Genomic DNA, 15,922 nt, shown 5'->3' on the forward strand with positions numbered 1-15,922 from the left:
TTTCATTTTTGTTTTGATGGAGGCCCAATAGGCCCAAATTTAGTTTAGCAAAAGTTAAAAGCTTTCCTTTTACAATGTAGGCTCCCTAACTTAGTTCAACTAAAAACCACACACCATGAACAAATTGATAAGGGCCCTCATAGCGGGCTGGGGCGCAAAGAAAATTGGCGGCGGCTGCATCGGCACCATCATCGCTTTTGTAGTGATTTATTACCTGCTGGGGTACTGCGACAGGATGTAACTAACTGCCGTCGACAGTTGCTGTTGCTGCCGTATTCATTGCCGCCCGGTAATAATGCGCGGCAACGAGCAGCAGCAACAGGCCGTCTTCGCCTTCAAAAGGCTTTTGTGCTGTCACTATATAATTTGAAGCCAGCTTTTTCCAGGTGAATTCCTGTTTTAATTGCAGTACCTCTTCGCCTTTGTAGCTCTCCAGTATATAGGCCCAGCTAAACCAACCCTTTGGCTTTAGGGTATAGAAGTGGTGCATTTCTTTTGCACGGGTTATTACGGTGCCACGCCATTTCGTCTTTACCTCAAACAGCGGGTTGCCATCCTTAATTACCTCGCCGTGTATTTTCCAGAAGCCTTTGGCCTGAATGGTGTAAGCGGACTCCCCTACCATTATTTCCGCGTCCTGCGAATACCAGTTGGGATAGTGCAGCGTACCGGCAGGCTTACCATCAATGCGCAACGTGTAATGACGGTTCTTTTCGGAAGTGATGATGATCGTTTGCATAGGGATGTGATTGTAGCGCTAAGTTAGCCAATACCTTCCCGGAAGCCAAAAATGTTGTTACAGATGATGGCGGGGTTGTTACAGATTTTAATGTCTGTAATTAGGTAAGATAATTCTTCAAAAATTCCTTTAGCGGATTTCCATATTCAGCGTCAAGGTTCCAACAGCTAAGAGTATAGTCTCTTACTGGTTCTTTAGCTTCTAATTTTTGAAATGACAAATAAGAATAAATTTGGATTTTAAGGTCAGGAACTTCATAATTATTATTCTTTGATGTCAGGCATTTATCCAGAACATCAAAACATTCAAAAATTCCCTGATGCTCTTCAATAGTCATCCTTTTTAGCAATTCTTCTAAGGCGCCAGTATCTGAATTATTAGGAAAAAGAAAAACTTCAAATTCAATTCCTGTTTTGTCTTTTTGCTCGTTGATATTATTCATTGCCGCCTGAAAATCAGAATCAGCATCAAATATTAATAGATTAATTCCTCCTTGGTCAGTATTTTGTAGAAAGTAATTTTTTCCTAAGTGAATACTGTCTTTTCCTTTTACATCAACATATTCAATATCTTCAATTCCAAAATGATACTTCACGTAATCTTTCAAAAACTTTCCATCGGCTTTCCCTTCACCGAATAATACTACAGGCCCTTTCATTACCTTAATTCATTTTCCTGCTCAATGGCAAATTCAAATTCTTCAAAATCATAACGATATGCTTTAATATCGCCATTTGGAAGTTTTTTTAAAGTAAAAGATTTTGTCTCATTTTGAAAATCTATAAAATCGTTTTCTTCCAATACTTCTTTAAATGACTTTAAGAATTCATTGTTATGTGTTGAAATGAATAATTGAACTTTATTGAATGAAGCAACGGATAAAAGAATTTTAACTACTTCTTTATATCTGGAATAGTGGAACCCCGTATCTATCTCATCTACACAAAGGTGTTTACCATTTGACATGGCTATCTCCATAATAATTCTAAACAAACGTATAGTTCCGTCTCCAAACATCGGTAATGGCAGCAATGAGTCTTTATCATCAAGCCAAAGTCCAATAATCGGGGTTTGGTCGATATAATTTAATGTAATTTCTACATTGGAAATATTTGGCACCAAAAATTTTAGGCTTGATATTAAACTATTTTTACTTTCTTTACTTATAGAAAAGTTAGCTGTAAAAAATCTTACAAGATCACTTGAATAATTCGCTGTCGAATAAACATATGGAATATAATCATCAGTTCCTTCAAAATTTTGTCTTGTATCAAACAATCTATATTGAAAAGCACTATTATTGGTTCGTGCCTTTAACACTTCTTCAATGTTTAGAAACTTAATGTCATCGGACAATTTTTGCTGTTCAACTTTATCTAAATCTTTTCGAAACACAGGTTCTAGCACTAAATTGAAACCATTTCCATTACGGTATTCAAGTGATACATTTATAGTTTTTTTTGCAGAAAACGTATTTAAAAAAAATCTAAACGGGTTCTCGAAGTAAGCTTTATCTAAGACTATATTTTTAAACAATAACAATCCTTGAAAATTTCGTATAGTCTTAGAAATATTATTCTCGAATAATAAACTTTCCAAAAAACTACTCTTTCCAACATTATTATCCCCAAGAATTATATTATACTTTCCAAATCTCTCAACTGAAAATTTGTCAAAGCATTTAAAGTTTTCTATAGAAATATTTTTGATATGTTTTATCTGCTCCATATAACAAAACTACGTAAAAAGTATATTAATCAATATAACTTTTCATAAATCAATAGTTTTTTATTCTTCAATATTACAACAATACAAAAAGCCTCCCATACGGAAGGCTTCTATCTAAAAATCTAATGATCTAAAATCTAATAATCCAAAAGGATTACATATTCCTCCTGTACTGCCCGCCCACTTCAAACAATGCCGAAGTGATTTCGCCCAGCGAGCATACCTTGGCGGCATCCATCAGCTGTTCGAAGATGTTCTTGTTTTGTACCGCAGCATCCTGGACCAGGGCAAGCTGTTTCTTAACTTCTTCCTCATTAGCCTTGTGCAGGTTTTCGAGGGTTGCGATCTGGAATAGTTTTTCTTCTTCTGTAGCTCGGATTACTTCCAGCGGCACCACTGTTGGCGACCCTTTCGAGCTTAGGAACGTATTCACGCCGATAATCGGGAACTCGCCGGTGTGCTTCAGTGTTTCGTAGTACAGGCTTTCCTCCTGTATCTTGCTGCGCTGGTACATGGTTTCCATGGCGCCAAGCACGCCGCCACGCTCGGTAATGCGGTCGAATTCAGCCAGTACTGCTTCCTCCACAAGGTCGGTAAGCTCCTCGATGATGAACGATCCCTGTATCGGGTTCTCGTTCTTCGTAAGGCCCAACTCCTTGTTGATGATCAGCTGTATCGCCATCGCACGGCGCACGCTTTCCTCGGTAGGGGTCGTGATGGCTTCGTCGTATGCGTTGGTATGCAGCGAGTTACAGTTATCATATATGGCGTACAAGGCCTGTAGTGTGGTACGGATATCGTTAAAGTCGATTTCCTGCGCGTGCAGCGAACGGCCTGATGTCTGGATGTGGTATTTCAGCATCTGTGCACGCTCGTTGGCGCCGTACTTGTTCTTTAAAGCTTTTGCCCATATCTTGCGCGCCACACGGCCAATCACCGCATATTCAGGGTCGATGCCATTGCTGAAGAAGAACGACAGGTTTGGCCCGAAATCATTGATGTTCATGCCGCGGCTCAGGTAGTATTCCACGTAGGTGAAGCCGTTCGCCAGCGTAAAAGCCAACTGCGTGATAGGGTTGGCGCCCGCCTCCGCAATGTGGTAGCCCGAAATGGACACGGAATAGAAGTTTCTCACATTCTTGTTGATGAAGTACTCCTGCACGTCGCCCATCAGCCTCAGCGCAAATTCGGTCGAGAAGATGCAGGTATTCTGCGCCTGGTCTTCCTTGAGGATGTCGGCCTGAACCGTACCACGTACCTGTGTAAGGGTGCGGGTTTTAATTTCATTATACACATCAGCAGGCAGCACCTGGTCGCCGGTCACACCCAGCAGCATCAGGCCGAGGCCGTCGTTGCCCTGCGGCAGGTCGCCGTTGTAGCGCGGACGTTCCACGCCCTTCGCCTTGTATATCTCGTTTATTTTGTTGTCAACCTCTTTTTCAAGGCCGTTTTCTTTAATGTAAAGCTCGCACTGCTGGTCGATGGCGGCATTCATGAAGAAGCCCAGCAGCATCGGCGCAGGCCCGTTGATGGTCATGCTCACCGAGGTCATCGGGTGGGCCAGGTTAAAGCCCGAATACAGCTTCTTGGCATCGTCAAGGCAGCAGATGGAAACACCGGCATTACCGATTTTACCATAGATGTCCGGGCGGTGGTCAGGGTCGTTGCCGTATAGCGTCACACTGTCAAACGCCGTAGAAAGGCGCTTGGCCGGCATCCCGAGGCTCACGTAGTGGAAACGCCTGTTGGTACGCTCCGGGCCGCCCTCGCCCGCAAACATACGGGTTGGGTCCTCGCCCTCACGCTTGAACGGGTACAAGCCCGAAGTGAACGGGAATTCCCCAGGCACGTTTTCCTGCAGGCACCAGCGCAGTATGTCGCCCCAGGCACTGTATTTCGGCAGGGCCACCTTTGGTATCTGCGAATGCGAAAGCGATTCGGTATGCGTCTGTATGTTGATTTCCCTGTCCCTTACCTTGAAGGTATACACAGGATTTTTGTACTTATTCACTTTCGTGTCCCACGTCAGGATGATCTCCCAGTTGTAAGGGTCGAGGTCCATCTTCACGCGGTCAAACTCGGCCACCAATAGCTTTACCAGGTCCGCATTCGTACCCGATTTTGGTGTTACCGGCTCAATACCGAACTTCGCTAGTTCCGGCTTCACGCCACCAACTGTTTCGATAGTTTTATAGATGCCGTACAGCTTTTGAGCTACTTCCTGCTGGCTGGCAGCGGTTTCGTCATACTTGCGGTTGTTCTCGGCAATTTCGCTCAGGTAGCGCGTGCGGTGCGGCGGTATCACGAAGATCTTCTCGCTCATCTCGCGGGTGATTTGGAACGTTGAGTTCAGGTCGGCGCCTGTGCGCTCAACGATCCTATCCATTATCTTTTTGTACAGCGTGTTCATGCCCGGGTCGTTGAACTGCGAAGCAATGGTACCGAAAACCGGCATGTCATCAGGGTTCTTGTCCCACAGGTTGTGGTTGCGCTGGTATTGCTTTTTCACATCGCGAATGGCATCGAGTGCGCCGCGCTTGTCGAATTTGTTCAGGGCTACCAAGTCGGCAAAGTCGAGCATGTCGATCTTTTCGAGCTGTGTTGCCGCTCCAAATTCAGGGGTCATTACGTACAATGATACATCCGAATGGTCCAGAATCTCCGTATCGCTCTGCCCGATACCCGACGTTTCCAGGATGATGAGGTCGTATTTTGCGGCCTTCAGGACCTGTATGGCTTCGGCTACATATTTTGATAGTGCAAGGTTCGACTGCCTTGTGGCCAAAGAGCGCATGTACACCCTCGGGTTGTTGATGGCATTCATTCGGATGCGGTCGCCCAGCAGCGCCCCGCCTGTTTTCCTTTTGGAAGGGTCAACCGAGATAAGCCCGATGGTCTTTTCAGGGAAATCAATCAGGAAGCGTCGCACCAGCTCATCAACCAGTGATGATTTACCCGCACCGCCCGTGCCGGTAATGCCCAGCACCGGTATTTGTGACGTTTCATTTTGTTTATGGATGGCATCAAGCGTTTCCTTAGCTATTTCCGGGAAGTTTTCTGCCGATGAAATAACCCTTGCGATGGCTGTTGGGTTTTTCTCTTCCAAATGGTCGATTTCACCGTTAAGCTTATCGCCCACAGGATAGTCCGATTGCTTTACAAGGTCGTTGATCATCCCCTGAAGCCCCAGCTCGCGGCCATCGTCGGGCGAATAGATGCGCGTAATGCCGTACTCGTGCAGTTCCCTAATTTCCTCAGGAAGGATAACCCCGCCGCCGCCGCCGAATATCTTTATATGCCCCGCGCCTTTTTCCTTCAAAAGGTCGTGCATATACTTAAAATATTCATTATGCCCGCCCTGGTAAGAGGTCATTGCGATTGCATTGGCATCTTCCTGAATGGCGGTGTTCACTACTTCCTCCACACTGCGGTCATGCCCCAGGTGGATCACCTCCACGCCGGTGGCCTGAATGATGCGGCGCATGATGTTGATGGCGGCATCGTGTCCGTCAAAAAGCGATGCGGCAGTAACGATTCTTACTTTATTCTTAGGGATATAAGGTACGGCTTGTTCCATTGTCAAATATTCAATTTTGAGAGCGCAATTTACGTATTTATTAAATTTTTAAAGACAGGCAGGCAGAAAAATATTCATATCAGAAATCGTTTGCGAAATTTGGGCGTGCCGCTCCACTGCGTTACGCGTCGGGTTTTCGGCTATATCCCTTCGCTGCGCTACGGGGATGCCGCCTCACCCGAGGCTGAAAGCCGAACTGGCAAAGCAATCCCTCACGCGGTCCTCACCCCCAACCCCTCTCCGAAGGAGAGGGGAGCCGGAACGTGCTTACTCCAACGTGAAGATGGTTAGATTTTTTATGCATCCCGACTCCGCCCGATGTGACAACGTTAAGCAACACCAAAAACGTAACTATCATTACAACCTTTTCAGTTCGAACGCAGTCGGGAACACTACCGCACCATGTGCCCCAAAGTACCATCATGAAAATACAGCACCCGTGTGCGGAATGACTGCGCCCTGAAGTTTGTCGGGTACCAGTCCCGGCCCTTGCTGCCCAGGATGAACAGGCCGTCGTCATCGCCCACCACGGTAAAGTTTTCTCCCCTCGGCTGGCGGTGGAAGATGGGCAGGCCGAATTGCTTTACAAGGGTGTCAGCAAGGTGTGTTACATTGTTGGTCACCAGCCCGATCTCGCTGATGCTGATGTACGAACTGCTGCTGAAGGTATAGTTGGAAAAGGTCTTATTGCCGTAGCGGGTAATGAATTCGAGGATGTTGCCGTTGTTATCGAGGAAATAAAAGGACTTTGCATCCCAGTTGGTAAAATCGATGATGTCGCCTTTTTCGGCGGCGATGATCTCGGTGCGCCACTTCATGAGTTTGTAAGCTTCCTCAAAGCGGTTGTTGGGCACATCGATGGCAAAGTGATATACGGGCTTTACACTGTCGGACTTGCGGAATATGAGCTTCGTAGTCCCCACGCGGAATGTTACCAGTTCCTTTTCCAGGGAATAAGCATCCAGTCCTAAAACACGTTTGTAAAATTGCACTGTTTCGGAAATGTTATCGCTAAGCAGTTCAAGTTCGATGATCGTCATTCGGAAAAAATTGGCAACTGGCTAATTTAATCATTCCCGGCTGTATTTTAATTAAATAAAGATTAAAAGTTAGGCCTCTCCATCTCAAAATCGACAAACTATTCGCTACATTTGCGGCAAATTATCATAAGCGCCATGCGGTTCTCAAAATACTACGCTGCCGGCATTACTGCCTTCCTCATTTGGGGGTTCTTTAGCTTCGGCCTCAGGCCAATCAACCACTACCCATCGCTCGACATCCTTTTTTACCGATTGTTCTTCTGCGTACCCATCATGGTGGCTATAACGCTGCTGTTCCGCAGGCATACCATCGCAGAGACCCTCAATGTGGTCAGGGCCATGAATAAGCCTGAAAGAACCCAACTGCTCGGGCTTACGCTGGGCAGTGCGTTGCTGCTGATTGCCAACTGGTTCCTCTTCATTTTCGTGATGAACCATATCAGTGTCAATGCGGCGTCGTTTGCCTACCTTGTCTGCCCGATACTTACTACAGTTTTGGCATTCTTTATCCTTCACGAAAAACTCACATCTCTTCAGTGGCTTGCGGTAGGGCTTAGTGCACTGGGCTGTGGCTTGCTGTCGTACAACAACTTCATGTCAATATTTTACAGCCTGCTGGTAGCGCTGTCCTATGCGCTTTATATGATCATGCAGAAAAAAATTGTGGGGATTGATAAGTTTTTCCTGCTCAATGTACAGTTGATTATCATAGCCATTGTTGTGTTGCCCTTTTATCCTGAGTTCAGCGGGCCAATACCTGCGGAAGCAACATTCTACGTGTATATAGGCATCATTGCGGTAGTTTTTACAATCATACCCTTGTTCCTGAACCTTTATGCTCTTAAAGGAATCAATTCCTCATCTGTAGGAATGCTGCTCTATATTAATCCATTAATTGGGTTTATGTTGTCAATATTTTATTTCCACGAACAGATAACACTATACCAGGTACTGGCTTATGCTGTCATTTTAGTCGCAATCATATTGTTTAATATGAAGAATTTGCCACAGATTACCAAACCTGAGGGCACACGCAAAAGCCGTATATCATATTAAGGCTTAAAGTATTCATAATCAGTTGTGATTTTGAAATCCAATTGCGTAATTTAAACTTATGAAAACAGGGCTGATCATATTTTCCTTTCTGTGGCTTTGCCATCCTGCCGTGGCACAGGTAGCAGGCTGTACCGATCCGCTTTCCAACAACTACAACCCTCAGGCAACCGTAAATAACGGCACGTGTACTTACAGTTCGGCTTCTGTAGCGCCTGAAAGTTCGGTAAACTTGTCTGATGAAGTTGAGGAAACCTCCGGCCTTGTCAAATGGGAGGAGCGATTGCTTACCCATAACGACAACACCGACCTGAAGCTCTATGCACTGGACAGCATTTCGGGGGCAGTATTGGAAACTTTTGCAGTTACAGGCACTTCCAATACCGACTGGGAGGAGATCGCGCAGGATAATCAATATATTTACATAGGCGACTTTGGCAACAACAGCAACGGCAACCGCACCAACCTCAGGATCATAAGGGTAGGGAAGGAGGAGCTGCTTTCGGGAGACATACAGGCCAACTCCATTCATTTTTCGTATTCCAACCAAACCGATTTTAACCCAACCGGAGGCAACAATACCGATTTTGACTGTGAGGCATTCGTTGTTTCCAATGACAGCATTTACCTGTTTACCAAGCAATGGGTCAGTAAAAAGACCAGCGTATATGCCCTGCCCAAAACGCCCGGTACGCATATTGCCCAAATCAGATCAACTTACGATGTAAGCGGACTGATTACAGGGGCTACTTATCAGGAAGATAAGAAACTGGTAGTGCTTACGGGCTACAGTACACTGCTGCAGCCATTCTTCTACTTGCTGTATGATTTCAAAGGACATGAGTTTTTCAGCGGCAACAAGCGTAAAATATCGATGTCATCCATGGGTTTCCACCAGGTGGAGGGAATTGCAACAACGAACGGCCTGGAATATTTCGTATCGAACGAACATTTCGTGAAAGCCCCACTTTTCAATATAGCCCAAAAGCTGCACAAATTCGACTTGTCGCCTTATTTGCAGGAATACCTGGAAAACCTGTCGCTGGCCACCGCGCACAATGACATCCGGAGCAGGATACGTGTGTATCCCAATCCTGCGGGTGATTATCTTTATATAGAAATTGAGCCGTCACTAATAGGCATCCAATACAATTTCATCGACATGAATGGCCGCAATGCACAAACCGGAACTCTCGACAGCGAGCGCAACAGGCTCGACATCGGCAGGCTGCAATCGGGGATATATGTTATCAAGGTAAGTGAATTCCCGGATTATTCGTACCGGTTGGTGAAGAGGGGTTAGAATTTTTTAGTGATAAGGTTTACCACCTGTTCGCCCTTTTTCCTGTCATTATAACGGAGGTTAACAGTCAGCAAGCCTTTCGAACTTTAATAGAAATTCCAGTAACATCCTCCTTGCCGATGGCCGTTTTCCCCACCTTTAGTGCTGTGGTAAAAGCGCCAGTCAGGCTGATGGATAGGCTCTTGGTAGCAGGGTCAAACCCGTAAGTAGCCCTTTCCGGCTCGAACAGGCATTTGGCATCGGGGATGGCAGTCTTGAATTCAGTATTGTAGGGTGTCATTATTTCTAATGGGAACTCCAATGCCACGCCGCCTTTCTGAAGAAACTCGATCCTGCCTTCGCCCGATTTTTCGTCCCTTCTTTCAAGCGTCTCAGTACAGGTAATGGGGATATAGGAAACCTTATCTTCTTTGGCATGGTTGAATTTCAGGATCATGCCCGTTTGCATGAAGTCTACATCATACACCCATTTCGGTACGAGGTCAAGGCTGTAAAAGGCCGAATTTCCCCCTGATGAAGTCTGCAGCCCGTTCATCCAGACTTTTTTAATGGCTGCCCTCAGCCCATCCCTGAAAAAGGTGATCTCGTCATAAAATACCGATTCATCCATATCGCCAGCCTGGAGGTACATGTTTTCAAGTTTGGGGTAATACTTTTGCGCATTGCAAGTGCAGGCAATGAGCAGGAGGAAGGGGAGGAGGGCTTTTTTCATAGAGGATAAAATTAATACATAAACACCGGTATTGGCCTTTTTATTTCATTTTCAGGTATTTCGCTCTTGGTTCTGTCTTTAAAAATATCATCCTTCGGGTCGTACGCCAATTTTCCTTCGGGATATTTTTTACCTGCCATATTCTGTTCGATTTCTTCCATAAGCCTGAACGCATCCCTGTTGATATCCTCAACCTCTTCAGCAGAAGCATACGTTTGAAAATAAGTGGGACCGATGCGCCAGTATACCAGTTTTGCTGTGGCTGATTCGCATTTTTCATGCCTGATCACAGCGAACATAAATTCAAGGTCTTCATCCCAGTCAAATGTATTGGCGAAGTTGTGCAGGCCTTTTGATGTCTTCAGTTTATTTACCCTTTTGTGTATTGCGGTAACCTGCATCTCGCGGAATTTTTTATCGTTGGTTTCGCGGTTTTCTTCACTGTTTGCGCCATATTTCACTAACAAGTCGTTAGCCATAATACCAACCGTCATGTCGCGGAGCTTCGCAATTTCTTTCAATCGTTTTGCAAATTGCGGATAGGCAGGTGCGTTACTGCTGGTTAGTGCCTTTAGCGCGGTAAAATGGTACGCGTCACGGTCCGGTTCCAGGTTAAAGGCTATCTCGTCAATAAAAAGATCGATCTTGTCGGGCTGGTCATGCACATTAGTGTCAAATACCTCTTTTATCAGGTATTCGTTAGTGCCTGTCATCGATTTTTTGAAGAGTGCGGTAATTTCCGGTGTAAAGTGGACGGCACGTATTTTTCCAACAATCTTGCGGGCTTTATCGGCAACTTTAGGTACGAATGACCTTAGCAGTTCGGAATATCTGGTAATCTCTTGCGGGGTTGGCTCAAAATCGTTCAGGGCATCCACACCGTTGAGTTTATGTGATTCCAGTATTTCACGGTCTTTACTAAATATTTTCATGAAAACATCATTAAAATCACTGCATTTGTACACCCGCTCCAGTTTTGAAAGAAGGTCATACAGTTCTTCGGCCTGAGTTGTGATATACAACTGTGCTACAAGTTCTTCTTTATCTGTTGGCTTCAGCAGGTCGTGCAGGGCGAACCAAAACTTCCCGTCACGTTTTGCAAGTTGTGTCTCGCAGGTTTCCCTATCGCGGCCTGAATATTTTTGTAATTTTTCAAGAATCATAAGCCAGTGGTTTATTTCACGTTAATACATATATGATGGGATACCCTTTTTTATTTCATTTTCAGCAATATTGCTCTTTGTCCTGTCAAATCCGTGATCGTTTTTCGGGTCATATTTCAGTTTTCCGGAAGGATATTTGCCATCGGCCATTTCTTGTTCAATTTCACGTTGCAGGCGGTACATGTCTCGGTGGTATTCTTCCAACTGTCCTATTGTCGTGAACTTTTGGTAATAGTTGGGTTCACTGCGCCAGTACACCAACTTTGCGGTAGCGGCCTCGCATTGCTCATGGCGTATTACGGCAAGCATGTGCTCCACATCGTCATCCCAGTTAAATTTATCGGCAAAGGCATGTAGCGCTTTGGCAGTCTTTATCTTTTCAACTTTCTCATGAATCCCTGCCACTTGGGCTTTACGGAGCCTGAGTTCTGCCGCTGCTCTTTCTTCAGGGCTAATTTTTCCGTAACGCACCAGTATGTCACTGGCCATGTCACGTACCTGGCTGTTTCCGGAACGGGTAAGTCGCTGCACGTCTTTGGTAATCTCGGGATAGGCGGGTAGGTTCTTGCTCCAAAATGCCCTGATTGCATTAAAGTGGTTCTGGCTGCGGTTGGGTTTTAAATTGAACATTAGCCCGTCGAGAAACAGTGCTGCTTTTTCAGGCTGGTCGGCGCAATTGCTTCCCATGGCTTCGTTGGCCAGGTTGGTATTTTTGCCGGTAATTATTTTTTTGATCTCTTCGATGATGCCACTGCCGAAATGTTTAAGTTCGATCATGCCGAGTACCTTTAGGGTTTCCGTAACGATAGTATCTTCCGCTGATGCAACCAAGATACCATATCTTTCCATTTCTTCTGGTTCCGGAATGATCGTATGCAGCCCCTCTTTTCCGATAGGCCTGTTGGCCATGAAAAATCCCTCATCGTCGTCGGCAACGCTAATCTTTACATCAGAAAAATCCCAGCCGCCATATATCTCTTTAAGCCTTTTCAGGATTGTTTCCAGCTCGGCTGTTGCATCAGTAATAAGCAGCTTTTCGACTAAAATATCTTTATCGTTGGCCGACATGGTAAGGTCAAAAAGCGCCTCCCAAAATTTGCCGTCCCGTTTTGCCAGCTTCGCTTCACAGGTTTTCATGTCGGCACCTGAGTATTTTTGCAGTCTTTCTACTAAGTTCATTAGCAATTATTTGTTGTCATTATAGTTGAACTGGAAATACAGTACATCACGCCAGCAGCCCTCGGCCAGCCTTTCTTTCCATTCGTCTTTCAGTATGATTACTGCAGCTAAGATGTCCTTTAGCTGCTCATGCTCCAGGTTGAATATATGCTCCGGGCCGATGCCATACTCTTTAATGACATCAATCTCCTCACCCCTGAAAAAGCAGCTTTTGGCCTCACGCACATTCACTTCTTCAAGCCCTTCGGCAGAAAAATAGTTGTCATTTTCATCCGTGTATAATGAATATATTTCACCGTTTTCAAGCTGGGTATATTCTGCATCGATCGGGTCGAGAAAGGCTTTGGTTTCAGCCACAAAAGCTTCAAACTCCTCCTGGCAGCTCATTTGCTTTGTCGCTGCCAGGAAATCAAGGATGAAGTAAAGTGCTTCCCTGCCCTTTACAAAATCGGCCCTGATGCCTACTTTAGGGTCAAATAATGCCGACTCCACAGGTTCCGGGTTAAACCCTGCCAGCACTCTGTAGGCGTAGGGTATGCTGTAGGGATATTCGCCAATGCTCGTGTATCGGCCGTCTTTCAGGCCGTAAATGTAACTTCGGTTTGCCATATTGTTGGTTTTATTAATGAGCTAAATATAGGGGAATTACTAGAAACGTTACGACGTGAAATAAATTATTTTAGAAGAATTTTGCTTTGTCAAATCCTTTTAAACCCCTATACAGGCATGAGTGAAGCTACTCCCTTTCCTTTGGGGAGGGTTGGAGTGAGGCCTGTTTCCCCAACTTCAAATAGCCGACATGCAGCTCATCTTCAGCACCGTCATTCAGTTCAATGCGAATGCTGTAGCGCGCTTTCAGATTTTCAGGGAGCAAATCCTCTACTTTGTGCATGTCGTCCACATCCAGCGCATATTTATTGTCAATATGCGACGCTGCGCCCTTAAATCCCCATTGCTTGTAGAAATCTGTCTGCTTTGCGGCGTTTATGGCATCGGTCATTGTAGTGGCAACGACCAGTATTTTATAATGGTATTCTTCAAACTCACCCCGTCGGTATCCGCCAAGGTTCAGGAAAAACAGTTTTTCGCGAGTATTGGTGGTTTTTTCTTTTGGGACAATAGCTATGGAATAGCCCCCAACCTGCGTCACTTCGCGCCACGAATCTATGTGGAGTTGGCCCCCATCAGGCCAAAAGGCATACATATCGGGCTTCAGTTCCTGTATCGAATTTCCGATACCAAAAAAAATATCGTGCTGTTCCGTGAGCCTTCCTTTAGGTGTGCAGCCCAGCAAAGTCATATATAATTTGGGTGTTGCTTGCATAGTTTTTTAAAGTTATTCAAAAAAAGTTTAATATTTTTTTATCATTTTAAATTTTTGGTTCAGTTTTTGGAATGGTACATTTAAACAATAAAATAACATTAAATTTTTAGAACATGAAAAAGATATTTTTACTATTGAGCATCATTGGCACATTTACGTTTTCAAGCTGTACGGTAAATGATGACGACGGCCATGACAATGATACAATCAGCGAAGTATTTATCGTTGACAATGTAAATTTCATTGCCAGTGGCGATTTTCAGGCAATTATACCTTTGAACCCTAAAATTTATGCATCCGATGTAATTCTGGTATACCGTTGGGCAGGGGTTAATGCTTTGGGTAGCGATATATGGGAGCCGATACCTACAAGTTATAGTTTTGATAACGGTGATGAGCTAAAATACTTCTTCGATTATTCTGTAGATGACGTAGTAGTATATCTTGAGTCGAACTTCGATCCTATGCTTAGGCAGGATTTCTCACTGAATCAGTCGATTAAGATCGCTATAGTTCCGGGATATTTCTCAACCACTGTAGATACCAGCAATCACGATGCCGTAATGAGTGCCCTTAAAGATCTTAACGGCGGTGTATCGATGCCTGTTGAAAAGATAAGGCTGTAAACATAAGAGTTCCATCATCCAATAAATCAAACTGAACAGCAACAGCTCCCAATCGGGAGCTGTTTTTTTTATGCCCTGCCTTGCTGTATGGCGTAAATATAAATCCCTATTTTTGTCCAAATAAACAAATAAACACATCAACAAATAAACTATTATGTATAGCTTTTTCGGAACATGGCCCTGGTACATCTCGGGCTTCATTATAGGGACAGTCATGCTCGCGCTCATTTATTTCGGTAAAACATTCGGCATGTCGTCCAACCTGCGTACGATGTGTACCATCATGGGCGCAGGAAAAACCTCGGAATTTTTCCGTTTCGACTGGAAAGCCCAGCGATGGAACCTTGTAGTCGTGCTTGGCGCCATGATAGGAGGCTGGATTGCGGTAGCTTTCCTGAGTGATGGTACCGGCGTACAGCTCAATCCTCAAACTGTAACCGAATTGCAGCAAATGCACATTGATACCCCTACAAAAGGCGAACTTCTGCCTGATGCATTTATTAGTCAGGAAGCGTTGCAGGACCCTAAGGTCATTGGGATATTGCTGCTTGGCGGGCTGTTGGTAGGCTTTGGTACACGCTATGCAGGCGGATGCACATCAGGGCACGCCATCACCGGGCTAAGCAACCTGCAATTGCCATCGCTCATTGCGGTAATCGGGTTTTTTATCGGGGGGCTGGTCATGTCCTGGTTCCTTCTTCCACTTATCTTTAATTAAGCATCCTCATGAAATTCATAAAATTCCTTTTAGTTGGCATCCTTTTCGGGATTGTACTTACAAAATCTGAGGCCGTATCGTGGTACCGCATCTACGAAATGTTCCACTTCCAGTCGTTCCATATGTTCGGTATCATTGGCGTAGCGGTGGTAATGGGCGTCATTGGCATCCAGTTCATCAAGCGCCGCAATATTAAGGATATCACAGGGCAGCCCATCGTAATTCCCGATAAAGAAAAAGGCTTTGCCGGATATATCATCGGTGGGATACTTTTCGGCCTTGGATGGGGTCTTGTTGGTACCTGCCCGGGGCCAATTTATATCCTCATAGGGGCGGGTTTTTGGGGTATCGGGATAGTACTTTTGGGTGCATTGCTGGGAACATACCTTTATGGATTGTTAAAAAGTAAGCTGCCGCATTGATTTTGACATGAAAACCGCCTTCTACATCATCAATTATACGTACTTTATCTGTGTAGGCATATTGCTGCTGTTTGCCTCCATGTTTTACCTGGGCGGTAAAGAGCAACTGCAGTTGCAGCTCATTAACCGTTGGGTGTTCATCTTTGGCCGTATTGTGTTCAATGAAGCCATACTGTTCATTTTCCTGCTGTTCCTTTTCATTGCCAATTTCTATTTCCGTAAGTCAGTGGATTTTAAAACCCGTTTCAGGCTGGTGTTGCGGGCCTTTGCAGGGCTGTCGATTGTGTCGGTACTATTTGTCATTGCCCTGTACGCTTTCAGGTAGGCTATGAAAACAT

17 protein-coding genes are annotated in these 15,922 nt (G+C 45.0%); 7 read left to right on the top strand and 10 right to left on the bottom strand.

Features of this window, described 5'->3' with window-relative positions; genetic code table 11:
• Positions 1–115 precede the first annotated feature (115 nt).
• Entirely contained in the window at positions 116–241 is a 126-nt protein-coding gene (locus tag OGH69_RS06010) for a hypothetical protein (protein WP_265173547.1), read from the top strand.
• Here the strand turns inward: OGH69_RS06010 and OGH69_RS06015 are convergent, their stop codons facing one another.
• From OGH69_RS06015 to OGH69_RS06035, 5 genes are all read right to left on the bottom strand, one after another.
• Positions 242–739 carry a hypothetical protein gene (locus OGH69_RS06015; protein WP_265173548.1) on the bottom strand — a complete coding sequence of 166 codons (498 nt, stop codon included), beginning with the start codon at positions 737–739 and terminating at the stop codon, positions 242–244.
• A gap of 100 nt (positions 740–839) precedes the next feature.
• Entirely contained in the window at positions 840–1,397 is a 558-nt protein-coding gene (locus tag OGH69_RS06020; RefSeq protein ID WP_265173549.1) for a DUF3226 domain-containing protein, read from the bottom strand.
• On the bottom strand, positions 1,397–2,467 hold the full coding sequence (locus OGH69_RS06025; protein WP_265173550.1) for an AAA family ATPase: 1,071 nt from the start codon (positions 2,465–2,467) through the stop codon (positions 1,397–1,399). Before OGH69_RS06025 ends, OGH69_RS06020 begins: the two co-directional genes overlap by 1 nt.
• 154 nt (positions 2,468–2,621) lie before the next feature.
• On the bottom strand, positions 2,622–6,044 hold the full coding sequence (locus OGH69_RS06030; RefSeq protein ID WP_265173551.1) for a methylmalonyl-CoA mutase family protein: 3,423 nt from the start codon (positions 6,042–6,044) through the stop codon (positions 2,622–2,624).
• 392 nt (positions 6,045–6,436) lie between these two features.
• A complete protein-coding gene (locus OGH69_RS06035; protein ID WP_265173552.1) occupies positions 6,437–7,084 on the bottom strand; it encodes a VOC family protein in 648 nt (215 codons plus the stop codon).
• Between the two features lie 135 nt (positions 7,085–7,219).
• On the opposite strand from OGH69_RS06035, the gene OGH69_RS06040 reads away from it, so the two are divergent.
• Complete coding sequence (locus OGH69_RS06040; protein ID WP_265173553.1) at positions 7,220–8,140, top strand: EamA family transporter; 921 nt, start codon at positions 7,220–7,222, stop codon at positions 8,138–8,140.
• Positions 8,141–8,198: 58 nt separating this feature from the next.
• The gene (locus OGH69_RS06045) at positions 8,199–9,440 is read left to right on the top strand and encodes a T9SS type A sorting domain-containing protein (RefSeq protein ID WP_265173554.1); all 1,242 of its coding nucleotides are present in this window, start codon (positions 8,199–8,201) and stop codon (positions 9,438–9,440) included.
• A 67-nt stretch (positions 9,441–9,507) separates the two neighbouring features.
• Here OGH69_RS06045 and OGH69_RS06050 read toward each other — a convergent pair whose 3' ends face one another.
• The 5 genes from OGH69_RS06050 to OGH69_RS06070 form a co-directional block, all read right to left on the bottom strand.
• Positions 9,508–10,152: a hypothetical protein gene (locus tag OGH69_RS06050; RefSeq protein WP_265173555.1), complete on the bottom strand. Its 645-nt coding sequence runs from the start codon at positions 10,150–10,152 to the stop codon at positions 9,508–9,510.
• Between the two features lie 11 nt (positions 10,153–10,163).
• Positions 10,164–11,315, bottom strand: a complete 1,152-nt coding sequence (locus OGH69_RS06055) for a DUF4274 domain-containing protein (protein WP_265173556.1) — start codon at positions 11,313–11,315, stop codon at positions 10,164–10,166.
• Positions 11,316–11,336: 21 nt separating this feature from the next.
• Entirely contained in the window at positions 11,337–12,494 is a 1,158-nt protein-coding gene (locus OGH69_RS06060) for a DUF4274 domain-containing protein (protein WP_265173557.1), read from the bottom strand.
• Between the two features lie 6 nt (positions 12,495–12,500).
• The gene (locus tag OGH69_RS06065; RefSeq protein ID WP_265173558.1) at positions 12,501–13,103 is read right to left on the bottom strand and encodes a DUF7822 domain-containing protein; all 603 of its coding nucleotides are present in this window, start codon (positions 13,101–13,103) and stop codon (positions 12,501–12,503) included.
• A gap of 127 nt (positions 13,104–13,230) precedes the next feature.
• Positions 13,231–13,818 carry a DUF1543 domain-containing protein gene (locus OGH69_RS06070; RefSeq protein WP_265173559.1) on the bottom strand — a complete coding sequence of 196 codons (588 nt, stop codon included), beginning with the start codon at positions 13,816–13,818 and terminating at the stop codon, positions 13,231–13,233.
• Between the two features lie 113 nt (positions 13,819–13,931).
• Here OGH69_RS06070 and OGH69_RS06075 point away from each other — a divergent pair, with 113 nt between their 5' ends.
• The 4 genes from OGH69_RS06075 to OGH69_RS06090 all read left to right on the top strand — a co-directional run bounded on the left by OGH69_RS06075 (position 13,932) and on the right by OGH69_RS06090 (position 15,909).
• Positions 13,932–14,444, top strand: coding sequence for a hypothetical protein (locus OGH69_RS06075; protein ID WP_265173560.1), 513 nt, complete (start codon positions 13,932–13,934; stop codon positions 14,442–14,444).
• Between the two features lie 154 nt (positions 14,445–14,598).
• Positions 14,599–15,162, top strand: coding sequence for a YeeE/YedE family protein (locus OGH69_RS06080; protein WP_265173561.1), 564 nt, complete (start codon positions 14,599–14,601; stop codon positions 15,160–15,162).
• 8 nt (positions 15,163–15,170) lie between these two features.
• A complete protein-coding gene (locus OGH69_RS06085; protein WP_265173562.1) occupies positions 15,171–15,584 on the top strand; it encodes a DUF6691 family protein in 414 nt (137 codons plus the stop codon).
• Positions 15,585–15,591: 7 nt separating this feature from the next.
• Positions 15,592–15,909 carry a hypothetical protein gene (locus OGH69_RS06090; RefSeq protein ID WP_265173563.1) on the top strand — a complete coding sequence of 106 codons (318 nt, stop codon included), beginning with the start codon at positions 15,592–15,594 and terminating at the stop codon, positions 15,907–15,909.
• The last annotated feature ends 13 nt before the right edge of the window (positions 15,910–15,922 follow it).

Source organism: Flavobacterium sp. MFBS3-15 (assembly GCF_026107645.2).
In the GTDB taxonomy this organism is placed as follows: Bacteria; Bacteroidota; Bacteroidia; order Flavobacteriales; family Flavobacteriaceae; genus Flavobacterium.